The 14,051-nt window shown below is 70.2% G+C and carries 8 protein-coding genes; 4 read left to right on the top strand and 4 right to left on the bottom strand.

Annotated elements, in window-relative coordinates; translation table 11 throughout:
* The first annotated feature begins 761 nt into the window (after positions 1 to 761).
* Positions 762 to 2,036 (top strand): glycosyltransferase, encoded by a 1,275-nt coding sequence (locus ADX84_RS07100; protein ID WP_049569332.1) that lies wholly within the window; start codon positions 762 to 764, stop codon positions 2,034 to 2,036.
* Positions 2,037 to 2,053: 17 nt separating this feature from the next.
* Entirely contained in the window at positions 2,054 to 3,049 is a 996-nt protein-coding gene (locus ADX84_RS07095) for an anti-sigma factor RsbA family regulatory protein (protein ID WP_049569329.1), read from the top strand.
* On the opposite strand, the gene ADX84_RS07090 is transcribed toward ADX84_RS07095, so the two are convergent.
* On the bottom strand, positions 3,039 to 3,386 hold the full coding sequence (locus ADX84_RS07090) for an STAS domain-containing protein (RefSeq protein WP_049569326.1): 348 nt from the start codon (positions 3,384 to 3,386) through the stop codon (positions 3,039 to 3,041). The two genes, ADX84_RS07095 and ADX84_RS07090, sit on opposite strands and share 11 nt — an antisense overlap.
* 163 nt (positions 3,387 to 3,549) lie before the next feature.
* Positions 3,550 to 4,317, bottom strand: a complete 768-nt coding sequence (locus ADX84_RS07085) for an ANTAR domain-containing response regulator (protein ID WP_049569324.1) — start codon at positions 4,315 to 4,317, stop codon at positions 3,550 to 3,552.
* A gap of 154 nt (positions 4,318 to 4,471) precedes the next feature.
* Here ADX84_RS07085 and ADX84_RS07080 point away from each other — a divergent pair, with 154 nt between their 5' ends.
* On the top strand, positions 4,472 to 5,629 hold the full coding sequence (locus ADX84_RS07080) for a PAS domain-containing protein (protein ID WP_049569322.1): 1,158 nt from the start codon (positions 4,472 to 4,474) through the stop codon (positions 5,627 to 5,629).
* Between the two features lie 769 nt (positions 5,630 to 6,398).
* On the opposite strand, the gene ADX84_RS07075 is transcribed toward ADX84_RS07080, so the two are convergent.
* On the bottom strand, positions 6,399 to 7,037 hold the full coding sequence (locus tag ADX84_RS07075; RefSeq protein WP_049569320.1) for a two-component system response regulator: 639 nt from the start codon (positions 7,035 to 7,037) through the stop codon (positions 6,399 to 6,401).
* A gap of 6 nt (positions 7,038 to 7,043) precedes the next feature.
* Positions 7,044 to 11,468, bottom strand: a complete 4,425-nt coding sequence (locus ADX84_RS07070; RefSeq protein ID WP_049569318.1) for a HAMP domain-containing protein — start codon at positions 11,466 to 11,468, stop codon at positions 7,044 to 7,046.
* Between the two features lie 417 nt (positions 11,469 to 11,885).
* On the opposite strand from ADX84_RS07070, the gene ADX84_RS07065 reads away from it, so the two are divergent.
* Complete coding sequence (locus ADX84_RS07065) at positions 11,886 to 14,051, top strand: SpoIIE family protein phosphatase (RefSeq protein ID WP_049569314.1); 2,166 nt, start codon at positions 11,886 to 11,888, stop codon at positions 14,049 to 14,051.

The raw sequence follows: 14,051 nt of genomic DNA, 5'->3' as shown, positions 1-14,051 counted from the left end.
TCAGTAACCGTACCGAGCCACCGCCGGAGTCGGTCAAAATCCGCGTACATCATGGCGGAAAACACCCGGATATGCAGTTCCCGCACCGGTTTTCGCCGCCAAAAGTGTGGTCGCGGTTGATCCTGGGACGTGTGTGGTGCCGTCGTTCGGTTCGGGTCCGACAGTAGCGGTGCCGGGGACCGCCCGACAGGGCCCACCGCCAGGTTCGGACAACCCGCAGACCAGAGGCCCCGCGCGACAACGGCCCGGAGGCGCCGGACAGGGGTGCGCCCGCTCCCGCGGCGCCCTGAAGGGGATCGATGCCACGTTGTCGGTTCCCTGAGGGTCTGGCAGAATGGTCCCGTTGGGTGTCTAAGACGCAGACACACACGACCGCCCTGTGCGGTGCCCTGACTTCCTCGGGTGCCCCGGTGGCTCGAACTCCCTTTCGACGGTCGTTTGGTGTGGTCTCATGCGTCCTTCCCTTCCTCTCTCCTCTCCGGTCTCCACCGTCCGTGCGCACCGCGTGCGCGCGGTCCTCAGCGCTGCCCGCCATCCCCCTCCACCGGACCCCGGTCCCGGACGCGCGTCTTCCTGAACCCGTCCGCCCCGCTCCCCCTGGTCCCCCGCTCCCGTGCCCGAGCGGCCCGGCGCCACCGCGGCCGCCGGTGCGGGACCACCGCGCAAGCCCCGCCCGGCAGGATTCCGACTCCCCGCTCCGGAGTCCCGCCGGGCCCATCCACGACGGACACCACGGCGGTGTCCAAGGAGTCCGAAGCCCAGTGAAGATCGCCATGGTCGCCGAACACGCCAATCCCCTCCCCGCCCACCGGGGCGAGCCGGCCTGCCCCGCGAGCCTGCACGTGTGTGCCCTGTCCCGCCAGCTCGCCAAGCGCGGGCACCGGGTGACCGTCTACGTCCGCCGCAGCGACCCCGCCCAGCCCGACGGCCGCACCCGCATGGCGCGCGGCGTCTCCGTCGCCTACCTGGACGCCGGGCCCGCCCGCCCGCTCGCCGAGGAGGAGCACGCCGAGCACACCGGGGCCTTCGGGACCGCGCTCGCCGCCGTCCTGGACGAGGACGTGCCCGACGTCCTGCACGCCATCGGCTGGACCAGCGGTCTGGCCGCCCTGCACGCCCAGGCACACAGCGAGAAGGACCAGAGCGGGACCCCGATCGTCCAGACCTTCCACTCGCTCAACGCCAGCGAGCAGCGCTCCGGTCTGCCCGAGCGGCCCGACCGCGCCCGCATGGAGACGATCCTCGCCTCCCGCGCCGACCACGTCCTGGTCAACTCCACCGACCAGCAGGGGGAGCTGGCCCGCCTGCGCGTGCCGCGCCACCACGTGAGCGTCGTGCCGTTCGGCGTGGACCCGGACCACTTCAGCGTGGAGGGCAGCGCCTCGGCCGAGCCGTGGCACGCCCGCCGCGAGGAGCGCGCCCGGCTGGTCTCCGTGACCCCCCTGACCGAGGCGGGCGGCGCCCGGCGCCTCGTGGAGGCGATGGTGCGCCTGCCCGAGGCCGAGCTGGTGCTGGTGTCCACGGCCGAGGACCGGGACGTGGCCCTGGACGAGAACGCCCGGAGCATCGAGCTGCTCTCCAAGGAGCTGGGCGTGGACGACCGCGTGCACCTGACCGGTCCGGTGGAGCGCAAGGAGCTCCCGCGTCTGCTGCGTTCGGCCGACGTCTTCGTCTCCGCGGCTTCCTATGACCCCTACGGCGGCGCGGTCCTGGAAGCCATGGCCTGCGGGCTGCCCGTGGTGGCCACCGCCACCGGCGCTGTCCCCGGCGCGGTCCTGCACCGCACCAGCGGCGTCCTGATGCGTTTCGGCCGCCCCGACGAGGTGGCCCGTTCGGTTCGCGCCGTCCTGGGTACCCCGACGATGAGCACCGCCTACGGGATCGCCGCCGTGGACCGGGCCCGCTCCCGGTTCACGTGGCAGCGCATCGCCATCGAGACCGAGCTCGCCTACGAACGTTCGCGTCCGCATCTGGCCGCGCGCGACGAGATCGAGGAGGATGAGGCGGACCTCCTCCTGTCCGGCTCCGCCAACTGAACGGTCCGCCCACACCGATGACGTTCGAACACCAGGGACTCCTGTTCCGCCGTGAGAGACGGTTCCACGATGTGGCGTTGGAGCGGCTGCGGTCCTCCGTCCGCGCCGACGCCCACGTCGTGCTCTCCGTCGCCGACCCCGGACCGCTCCTGAACGAGCTGGACCGGCACGAGCGTGACAGGGTGAACGTCATCGGGAGGGACGACCTCTACGAGGCCCCTGGGCGCACTCTGGCCGCCCTGCACCGGCTGGCCCTCCTCCACGGGCCGGGGCCGGTGAGCGTGGTGGCCGAGCCTCCCCTGGCGTCACTGGCGGACGGGCCGACGATGGAGCTGCGCGAGTGGCACCGGCTGGAGTCGGTGTTGAGCACAGCGTTGGCGCCGATGCGCATGCGCATGCTGTGCGTGCACGACGAGCGCCCCCTGGGGCCGGGCGTGCGCGCCGCGATCCGCGCCACCCACCCGACGCTGGTGGACGAGGCGGGTCCGCGACCCAACCCCGCCTACCTGGGGACCGAGACCTTCGGCCGCCGCCCCCTGGCGCCGGAGCCGCTCGCCGTGAGGGGGCCGGTGCACCGGCTGGAGATCGGGCAGTCGCTCCCCCGTCTGCGCGAGGAGCTGGCGGCGCTGGCGGGCGCGGTCGGCCTGCCCCGGGCGCGGGTGGACAGCATGGTCGTGGCGGTGAACGAACTCGCGGCGAACGTGCTCGAACACGGCGCGGGCAAGGGCAGCGTCCACCTGTGGCGTGCGCGGGACCGGTGGGTGTGCGATGTGCTCGACGAACACGGCGACCTCACTGATCCGCTGGCGGGCTACCGCCCGGCCGACACCCTCCGATCACGCGGTTACGGGCTGTGGATCACCCGGCAGACCTGTGACTTCCTGGAGATCTGCGGCAGCGGTGAGGGGTCGCTGACCCGGCTGCACTTCGTCGATCAGACACGTGTCGACCATGAGGGCGGTTCGGTCGGTGCCCGGGCGGGGTGCGGCCGGGGGGTCGAGCTCACGCCTTGAGCGTGTCCACGGCGTTGTCCGTGCTCGCGTCGATCGGGATGACCTGGTCGATGCCCGCTATCACGAAGAGGCGGTTCACCTGCGGCTGCGGTTCGGTGACGACGAGGCCCAGTCCGAGGTCGCGGGCCTGGCGGAAGGCCGAGACCAGCACCCCGATGCAGCGGGAGTCGCAGAAGCCCACCTTGGCGAGGTCGACCACCACTCCGACGGGCAGGGGCGCGGACAGCACCTCGTCGAGGGCCTCCGCGAGGGCGGGTGAGGTGACGGCGTCCATCTCCCCCACGGGTGTCACGATGACGACGCCATCCTCGCGGCGGATCGAGATGTCTGACGTCACGCTCGGTTCTCCTTGTCGTTCACGTGCGCCGAGCGGAGCTCGACGCTCCCCCGGGCGGACCGACCGCCACCGCGTACCGCGACGGCCCCGAACCCTCATCATGACGGCTCACGGTCACGCTCTGGACTCGGAGTGACCTCGACCAGTAGGCGAAGCCGCCGTCTCAGCGCCCGTCTGGCCTCGGACGGCGCGACCGCTGCGGCCCGGTGTTCTCCGCGACCAGATCCCGGGCCACGTCCACGACCTTCTTCCGGTTACGCTGCGCCACCTCCCGAAGCGCGGCGAAGGCGGTGTCGGCGTCACAGCCCCGGGCGTGCATGATGATGCCCTTGGCCTGGTCGATCACCGTGCGCGCGGACATCGCGCGGCGCATGTGGGCGGACTCGCGGGCGGCGTCGGCCTGGCGGTCGGCGGTGTTCAGGGCCATCGCGGCGTGTTCGGCCAGCAGCGCCGTGAGCTGGGTGACGACCACCTCGTCGAAGGCGTCGGCGCGGCCGGAGTGCACGCCGAAGGTGAGGATGCGGTCCTCGTCGCCGTCGCCGGTGAGTTTGCTCGGCTGGGTGACGGAGGAGCGGTCGCCGCACTGCACGGCCATGCTCGTGTACCGGGGCCAGCGGTTCTCGCGGAGCACGTCCGCGACGCGGACCTGGGTCATCTCGCGGACGGCCTCCACGGTGGGGCCCTGGTCGGTCGTGTACTGGTGTTCCAGGGCCTCGGCGAGGTCGGAGTGCGAGGCGCCGTAGTCGGTGACCACGTGGCGGATGGAGCCGTCCTGTCCCACCACCTCGCGCCAGACCACCACCAGCGCGGCCGAGCAGCCCGGGACCCCGAGGGCGGCGGCCCTGCTCATCTGGTCCAGGGCACGTTGGAGGGTGGTGTGCTCGGCCTGCCCCAACGCTCCGATGTCACGGGCGAGGCGTTCGATCCACACTGTCCGAACCTCCTCCGACGATTCCCGGGTCCCCGCTCCAAAGGTAACCTTCGGGAGACCCTCGACCGGACGGTCGCCCGACCCGGCCGCGGGTCAACGGTGTCAGGCCCGTGGCTGGCGGGACGCCCTCGACGATGACCGGGAGACCCTGAGCGTGTCGGAGAACCTCGCCGATCTGCAACGCGAGATCGCTGCTCTGAGTGAGCGGATAGTTGCCCTGCGCAATACGCACGCCATGTACCCGGACGACGCCCAGGGCACCGCGGAGGCGGCCCTGGCCGAACTGGAGTACGCCGAGCGCCTGCTCGGGACCGCCGGGTCGGAGCTGGCCCGCGCGCACAGCGAGCCGCCCGAACCCCGCAGACCCGCCGAGGACGGCGACCGCGCACTGCTGCGCGCGGTGTTCAACGAACTCAGCGTGCCCGTGGTCCTGCTCGACCACGACGGCTACGTCCGAAGGATCAACGGCGCCGGGGCCACCCAGCTGGGCAGCGCCCCCGGCTACCTCACCGGCAAACCCTTCACGCACTTCGTGGACCTGCGCAAACGCGCCGCGATGCAGTCGTGGTTGGCTGCGGTCCTGCGCGGAGACGGCCCGGCGCACCTGGAGTCGCGCCTGGCCCAGCGCGGCTGGGCGGAGGACGTGCACCTGACCCTCACCCGCCTGCAGCTGCCCACCGAGGCGCAGCCGCTGGTGCTGGTGGCGATGTCGCCGCCCATGAGCGGCGCGGAGGAGGAGGGCCCGGCCCCGCTGGAGTCCGAGGTGGAGGACCAGGTGGTCGTGTTGGCCGCTCGACGCCTGGACGTGCTCACCCGGATGACCCGGCTGCTGCTGCGCGGCACCACCCCGACCAGGGACCTGGCCCTGACCGACGCGGCCGACCTCCTGGCCGACTCCTACGCGGACTGGGTGATCATCGACGTCTGCGACCTGCCCGAGGGCCCCAGGGCGGCCCGCCGCGCGACCGTGGTCGGCCCCGCCGACGCCCCCGAGGGACAGCGGGAGGAGGTCGCCTCACTCACTCCGGGTGACTCGGACATCCCAGGCGAGGTGCTGGGCCGGGGCCAGTCCCTGTTGTTCCCCCTGATCGAGGACGAGACGGTCCTGGGGCACTCGCGGGTCGGGGCCCCGCTCCTGTCCGTCCTCGGCGCGGGTTCGCTGCTGTCCGTGCCGCTGAGGGGCAGTCGGGGGGTGCGTGGCGCACTCACCCTGATCCGCCGCAGCAACCGGGGCAGCTTCCGGCTGGCCGACCTCGGACTGATCGAGGAGATCGGCGAGCACATCGGCCTGGCCCTCCCACCCCGTCCCTGATATTCGGGCCTCCGCGTCCTTCCAGGGCCTCCGCTTCGCTTCGGCCCGTGTTCGGTGCCTTGGAGAGGATTCGGGTTTCGGGACACAGTGTCCTCGTCCACGCCTGGCTCGTTCCTCGCTGGCGGCTTGCTGGCGTGGCAGACGCGGTGGGTCGGCTTTCCCGACCGTGGCTCAGGTGTACAGGCAGCTCCGCGCATGGCAGAGCCGGATGCTCGATCGGGGGTCTCAGCCGCCATGGGCGCCCGTGCGGCCGAAGGCCCGACCGCCCCAGCCGCAGGCGGCAACCCGCAGGCTCACCTCAGCCACAGGCGTGCGCCGCGAGGGGGTGCCACACAGTTGGCCGCCCCCTCAGCCACAGGCGTGAGTCCAGCCTCTACGCGCTCACCCCAAGGGGGGTGCTTGGTTCGGCGCCGGAGAGGGTTCTGGAGGTGGTGGAGGTGGGATCGCGAGGAACGAGCCATCACACCGCAGACACCGAAGGTTCCTCTGCAAAGGCACCGAACCCGGGCCAAAGCGAAGCGGAGGCCCAAAAAAGGTGAGAGCGCCGGAGAGGGTTCTGGAGGTGGTGGAGGTGGGATTGCGAGGAACGAGCCATCACACCGCAGACACCGAAGGTTCCTCTGCAAAGGCGCCGAACCCGGGCCAAAGCGAAGCGGAGGCCCAAAAAAGGTGAAGGCGCCGGAGAGGGTTCTGGAGGTGGTGGAGGTGGGATTGCGAGGAACGAGCCATCACACCGCAGACACCGAAGGTACCCCGCAAGGGCCCCGAATTACTGGGGCCCGTGCAGGGTGTCGACCAGGGTGGACAGCCGGGAGGCGGAGCGGTCGACTCGTCGGACGGCGTCCACCAGCGGCTGGTCGGCCTCCTGGTAGTTGTCGACGACGTGCTCGCGCAGGGAGGCGAGGTCGGCCTGGACCTGGCGCGAGCGCTGGGCCAGCTGCTCGGCCAGGACCCGGCCGGGTTCCCCGGTCTCCTGGTTGAGGACCCGCTGGAGTGACCTGGCCTGTTCACGCATCTGCGCCTTGAGCTGGTGCAGCTCCACGAACACCTCGACCTTGGAGCGCAGCACCCACGGGTCGAACGGCTTGATCAGGAAGTCCACTGCGCGCGAGGAGTAACCGCGGAAGACCTGGTGCCGATCGACCTCCTGGGCGGTCAGGAAGATGATCGGCACGTCCTTGGTCTTCTCGCGCTGCTTGATGTGCGCGGCGGTCTCGTACCCGTCCATGCCCGGCATGATCACGTCGAGCAGGATGACCGCGAAGTCGGTGCCCAGAAGGTGCTTCAGAGCCTCCTCACCGGAGTTGGCCCTGACCAGGTTCTGGTCGAGGGAGGTGAGGGCCGCCTCCAAAGCGATCAGGTTCTCGTCTCGGTCGTCGACGAGAAGGATGTTGGCCTTCTGAGTCACTGCTGGCTACTCCGAGTCTTCTGTCGGGGTGCTACCGGTGCTGCCAGTGTCCCCGCTCGCGTCGTTGTTATCCGTGGTTTCGCCGTGGCCGTGGTGGCCCGTGGCGCCATTGTGCCCGGCCTCGGTCGCGTCCGCTCCACCGGCCCTGAGGTCGTCGCCCGCCGCGCCCGCTCTGGTCTCCTCCGGGCCCGCCGTGAGCCAGCGTCGCATCACGTCCAGGAGGTGGTCCAGGTCCACCGGCTTGGTCACGTAGTCCGTGGCCCCCGCCGCGAGGCTGCGCTCCCGGTCGCCCTGCATGGCCTTGGCCGTCAGGGAGATGATCGGCAGGTCCTCGAACTGCGGCATCTCGCGGATGCGCTGGGTGGTCTGGTTGCCGTCCAGCTCGGGCATCATCACGTCCATCAGGACGAGGGAGATGTCCTCGTTGGCCTCCAGCTTCTCGATGCCGGTGTGCCCGTTGTCAGCGTAGAGGACCTCCAGCCCCTCGGCTTCGAGGGCACTGGTCAGCGCGAACACGTTGCGCACGTCGTCGTCGACGATCAGCACCCGCTGTCCGGCCAGTACGGCCCGCCGCTCGGGGTCGGTCCGGGCCTCCACCGTCTCCTGGGAGCTCTCACTCGACTCCGCCTCGGCGGGATCGGGCGCCTTGAGCACCTGCACCATGGGCAGCGGCTCGACCGTCTCCCCGGAGTCGGTCAGGGCCGCCACGACGGCGTCGAAGTCCTCGTCCGGCATGTTGAGTTCGTCGTCGGTCAGGTCCGGCAGGGAGTCGAACTCGATCCGGCTCGGTTCGATCGCGGGCACCGGCTCCAGGCTGGTGGTGATCTCGTCCGCGTTCTCCCCGGCGTCGTCGGGCAGCCGGACCGGGAGCAGCAGGGTGAAGGTCGACCCCTGGTTGGCCACGCTCTGCACGCGGATCTCACCGCCGAGCAGGCGGGCGAAGTTCCGGCTGATGGACAGGCCCAGGCCCGTGCCGCCGAAGCGCCGCGAGGTGCCGCCGTCACCCTGGTGGAAGGCCTCGAAGATCACCTGGAGCTTGTCCTCGGCGATCCCGATCCCGGTGTCGGCGACGGTGAACGCGATGACCTCCTCGTTCTCCACGAACATGTCGAGGTCGGCGTTCTCCAGCGCCCAGGCGGGTTCGATCAGCAGCCGCACCTCGCCCTGCGGGGTGAACTTCACCGCGTTGGAGAGCAGGTTGCGCAGGATCTGCTGGAGGCGCTGCTCGTCGGTCCACAGGGTGCCCGGGATGTCCGGTGAGACGTCCACCGCGAACGCCAGCCCCTGCTCGCCGGTGACCGGGCGGAAGGTGGCCTCCACGTAGTCGACGAGCTGGGCGATGGAGACCTCGCTGGGCTGCACCTCGGCGCGGCCCGCCTCCACCTTGGACAGGTCCAGGATCTCGTCGATGAGCAGCAGCAGGTCGCTGCCGGCCTTGTGGATGGTCTGCGCGAACTCCACCTGCTTGGCGGACAGGTTCTGCTCGGCGTTGTCCGCGAGCAGGCGGGCCAGGATCAGCAGGCTGTTCAGCGGCGTGCGCAGCTCGTGCGACATGTTGGCCAGGAACTCGGACTTGTACTTGGACGAGACCTGGAGCTGGTGCGCGCGCTCCTCCAGGGCGTTGCGGGAACGCTGGATCTGCTGGTTCTGGAGTTCGATCGCGCGGTTCTGGTTGGCCAGCTGGGTGGCCTTCTGCCGCAGCTCCGCGTTCTTGCCGCGCAGCTCCTCCTGCTGGCGCTGGAGCTCGTTGGAGCGTTCGCGCAGCTGGCTGGTGAGCTGCTGGGACTGTTCGAGCAGGTGCTCCGTGCGGTTGTTGGCCAGGATGGTGTTGATGGTGGTGCCGAGCAGGGCTACCAGCTGGCGCAGGAAGTTCTTGTGGATCTCGCGGAACTCGTCGTAGGACGCGAACTCGACCACGCCGAGCGAGCGCCCCTCGGTGACGATCGGGAGGATGTACAGGTTGCGGGGCTGCGCGCCGCCCAGCCCGGACTCGACCTGCACGTAACCGGGCGGGATGTTGGAGATCTGCTGTTCGACCTGCTGGGACAGCGCCTCACCGGCCAGGCCGATGCCCTTGCGGATGCGCTGGCGCCCCTCGGGCGGGTCGAAGCCGAACCCGGCGTAGAGGCGGAAGACCCCCTCGTTGTCCTGGTCCTCGGGCAGGTAGCAGGCTCCGTGCTGGGCGCCGATCAGCGGCGTCACCTCGGTCATGATCAGGCGGGCGAGCTCGTTGAGGTCGCGGTGGCCCTGGATGTGACCGGAGATGCGGGCCAGGTTGGACTTGAGCCAGTCGGCGTCGGCCTGGTCGGCGGTGGTCTCGCGCAGGTTGGACACCATCAGGTTGATGTTGTCCTTGAGCTGTTCCATCTCGCCGCGGGTGTCGACCTGGATGTTGCGGGTCAGGTCGCCCTTGGCGACGGCGTTGGCGACCTCGGCGATCGCGCGGACCTGTGTGGTGAGGTTGCCCGCCAGCCCGTTCACGCTGTCGGTCAGCTGCTTCCACGTGCCGGTGACACCCTCGACCTTGGCCTGGCCGCCCAGCTGCCCCTGGCTGCCCACCTCGTGCGCCACTCGCGTGACCTCGGTGGCGAAGGCCGACAGCTGGTCGACCATCGTGTTCACCGTCGTCTTCACCTCCAGGATCTCGCCCTGGGCGTTGACGTCGATCTTCTTGGTGAGGTCACCGGCGGCGACGGCGGTCGTGACCTCGGAGATGTTGCGCACCTGGGTGGTGAGGTTGTGCGACATCGAGTTCACGTTCTCGGTGAGGTCGTTCCAGATACCCGAGACGCCCCGGACGCTGGCGCGTCCGCCCAGCTTGCCCTCGGTACCCACCTCACGGGCCACGCGGGTCACCTCGTCGGCGAACGCGGACAGCTGGTCCACCATCACGTTGATGGTGTCCTTCAGCTCCAGCATCTCGCCCTTGGCGTTGACGGTGACCTTCTTGGTCAGGTCACCGGCGGCGACCGCCCGCGTGACCATGGAGATCTGCCGCACCTGGTAGGTCAGGTTGTTGGCCATGGAGTTCACGTTGTCCGTGAGGTCCTTCCAGACCCCGGACACGTCCCGCACATGGGCCTGCCCGGCCAGCTTGCCCTCGGTACCCACCTCGCGGGCCACCCTGGTGACCTCGTCGGCGAACGTCGACAGCTGGTCCACCATCTTGTTGATGGTGTCCTTCATGTCGAGCATCTCGCCCTGGGCGTCGACGGTGATCTTCTTGCTCAGGTCGCCCTTGGCGACCGCCGTCGTCACCTGGGAGATGTTGCGGACCTGGTAGGTGAGGCTGTTGGCCATCGAGTTGACGTTGTCGGTCAGGTCCTTCCAGATACCCGACACGCCCTTGACGTTGGCGCGACCGCCCAGCTTGCCCTCGGTACCCACCTCACGGGCCACCCTGGTGACCTCGTCTGCCAGGGAGTCGAGCTGGTCGACCATGGTGTTCACGGTGTTCTTCAGGGCCAGCATCTCGCCCTGGACGTCCACCTCGACCTTGCGGGTGAGGTCGCCCCGCGCCACCGCGGTGGTCACCTTGGAGATGTCGCGGACCTGGTTGGTCAGGTTGTCCGCCATGGAGTTCACGTTGTCCGTGAGGTTCTTCCAGATGCCCTGGACCCCCCGGACGTTGGCGCGGCCGCCGAGCTTGCCCTCGGTACCCACCTCGCGGGCCACCCTGGTGACCTCGTCGGCGAACGTCGACAGCTGGTCCACCATCGTGTTGAAGGTGTCCTTGAGCTCCAGCATCTCGCCCTGGACGTCGATGGTGATCTTCTTGCTGAGATCACCCCGGGCGACGGCGGTCGTGACGGTGGAGATGTCACGGACCTGGAGGGTGAGGCGGGAGGCCATCTGGTTGACCGACTCGGTGACCTCGCGCCAGGCACCGGAGACGTCCTCGACGCGGGCGCTGCCGCCCAGCTTGCCCTCGGTGCCCACCTCGCGGGCGACCCGGGTGACCTCCTCGGTGAAGCCGCTCATCTGGTCGGCCATCCGGTTCACGGTGTTGGCCAGGCGCAGGAGGTCGCCCTTGAGCTCGCCCCGGCGGCCCTCGGTGGAGGCCCGGCGGTTCAGTTCGCCCTCGGCGACCGAGTCCAGGACGCGCGCGACGTCGGTGACGGGTTCGGCGACCTCGTCGAGGAGGACGTTGAGGGCGCGGGCGCTGTTGCCCCACGCGCCGCGTGCCGGGTGGACGTTGACCCGCTCGTTGAGCCTGCCCTCGTCGCGCACGACGTCGCCGACCCGCTGGAGTTCGGTACTGAGCTGCTCGCTGTGGTCGATCACCTCGTTGAAGACGGAGGTGATCTCGCGGAGTTTGCCGCTGCCGCGCGACCTGAGCCGGACACTGAAGTCGCCGTCACGCATCCGGTACAGGGCACTCAGGATCTCGTCGAGCTGGTCGTCGGCCAGTTCCGTGACCGCCTCGGGCATGAACCCCTCCTCAATCCCGCACGTCTTCTCGGCCACCGAACGCGTATCGGCCCACGGTGAACGGCCCCGTACGAATCGCACGCACGGGACACGGAGGTGCACGTGCCTCACGAGCACCCCTGGTGACACCCCGTCACGTTATCGTCGCGGAATACCACCCGAAAGAAGCGGATGTGTCGTCTTACACTAACTGGCGGAGCCAAAGCGCACAGGAGTGTTGGGCATGTTCCCCTTTCGCTCGTGGCTGACCCGCCTCGGGTTCCCGTCCGTGAGAGCCGTTCCCGCGCGGGGTCGCGTGAGGTTCGGGGTGGTTCGGGGTTCCCAGGGAGGACGGCACGCGTATCGTGGCAGTGGCCACCCCTCCCACACCCGCGCCCAGTGACGAAGGACACCGACGGCTTGGCAGCACAAGACGCGTTGAAGGTCGCACGACGAGAGTTTCCCCCTGCTCCCGAGACCGCGGCGGCCGCCCGAGAGTTCGTGCACGACACCCTGCTCAGCTGGGGCGTGCCCGACCCCTTCGACGACATCATCCTGCTGGTGAGCGAACTGGTCACCAACGCCGTCATCCACGCGGACTCGGCGCTGGAGGTGGCGGTGCGCCGCGCGGAGGGTTCGACCGAGGTGATGGTCACCGACTCCGCGCCCGAGCGCGCCGTGCCGCAGGCCGGGCCGCTCGCCGTGGACACCTCTCCCTCCACCGGTGACGAGCGCAGCGGCGGCCTGGGACTGGCCCTGGCGTCGGCGATCGCCTCCAGCTGGGGCGTGAGCTACGGACGCAACGACAAGGCCGTGTGGTTCCGGATCGAGGACCGGCCCGGGGACCACCCGTCGTTGGAGTCCCCTCCGGTGCGCAGGGGCCCGACCCGTCCGGTGCGCCCGCCCGCGTGGTCGGCGCTGGACTCGGCGCTGGGCTCCCGGCTGTCCCTGCCCCAGCTGCTGGAACGCACCGTGGAGTACTCGACCACGGCGCTGAGCGGGGACGCCGCCTACGTCGCGCTGGCCACCTCGGACGAGACCATGTGGGAGGTGCGTTCGGCGGTGGGGCTCACCGGCGGTGCGCCGTGGCGTCCGCTGCGGGTGCGCTCCGAGGAGATCTTCCCGTCCGCGGCGCCCGAACCCGGACCGGTGATCAACGACGACCTGATGATCGCCCGCACCACCCGGGGCGCCCTGGCCAGGGCCGGGATGCGTTCGCTGGTGACGGCTCCGCTGATCGTCGACGGCCGGGTGACCGGTCTGCTCGGCGTGGCATCCACGAGGGCCCGGCACTTCGGTCCGGCCGCGGCCAAGCGGCTCCAGGAGGGCGCGGACCTGATCGCCCTGCCGGTGGAGCGGTCCCGTCTGGCCGAGGTGGAGCTGAGCCGCCGCGCCTCGCTGAGCTTCCTGGCCGAGGCCAGCGACCTGCTCGCGGGCACGCTGGACGAGCGGATGACGGGTGCGCTGGCCGCGCAGCTGATCACCTCCCGGCTGGGCCGGTGGTGTGCCATCCACACCACCAACGAGCTCGGGATCTCCCGGCTCACCCACGTGGTCCACGGGGACGAGAACCTCAACGACGTCCTGCGCTCCCTGCTGACCGGGCTTCCCCCGCGTGAACAGCGTGAGCCTGGCCCGCTGTGGTCGAACAAGGAGCTGGCCGAGGAGGGTCTGGACGAGCAGATGACCGGGGCGATCGCGCGGGGTCCGGCGATCAGCATCCCGCTGGTGGCCCACGGGCGCGCGCTCGGCCGGATGACCATCGGAAAGAACGATTCGGACGACTTCACCCGCGAGGAGGCCGACGTCGCGGACGACCTCAGCCGCAGGGTGGCGTCGGCGATGGAGAACGCGCGGCTGCACGAGCGGCACACGGCCATGAGCACCGCGCTCCAGCGCAGTCTGCTGCCGCCCAAGGACAAGGAACCCGTGATCCCTGGTGTGGACCACGCGGTCTACTACCGGCCCTCGGACGAGCGCAGCGAGGTGGGCGGGGACTTCTACGACGTGTTCTCCGCGAGCGGCCGCTGGTGCTTCGCCATCGGTGACGTGTGCGGCACCGGACCGGAGGCGGCGGCTGTCACGGGTCTGGCCCGGCACACGCTGCGCGCCCTGGCCCGGGAGGGGTTCACCCCGGCGCACATCATGCAGCGGCTGAACCTGGCGATCCTTGACGAGAACACCTCGACCCGGTTCCTGACCATGCTCTACGGGGAGATGACCCCGGCCACGGACGAGGCCGGCGGGATGCGGGTGCGCATGGTCTCGGCCGGGCACCCGTTGCCGCTGCGCCTGAACCAGAAGGGCGAGGTCGAGCCGTTCGGCACGTCCCAGCCGCTGTTGGGCGCCTTCGAGGACGTGGGCTTCAGCACGGAGAGCGTGGACATCCGCCCGGGCGAGGTGGTGCTCGCGGTGACCGACGGCGTCACCGAGCGCCGCAGCGGTTCGGACATGCTCGGTGACGAGGGTCTGATGAAGATCTTCTCCGGCGCTGCCGGGCTCACCGCGCAGGCCGTGATCAGCCGGATCGACCGTGAGCTGGAGGAGTACGCCCCGGGCGGCAACTCCGACGACACCGCGATGCTCGTCCTGCGCTTCCTGTAG

It is taken from the genome of Nocardiopsis sp. SBT366, assembly GCF_001083815.1.
Classification (GTDB): domain Bacteria; phylum Actinomycetota; class Actinomycetes; order Streptosporangiales; family Streptosporangiaceae; genus Nocardiopsis; species Nocardiopsis prasina.
Note: the sequence above shows the minus strand (reverse complement) of the source record. Positions and strands in the feature narration are given on the sequence as shown.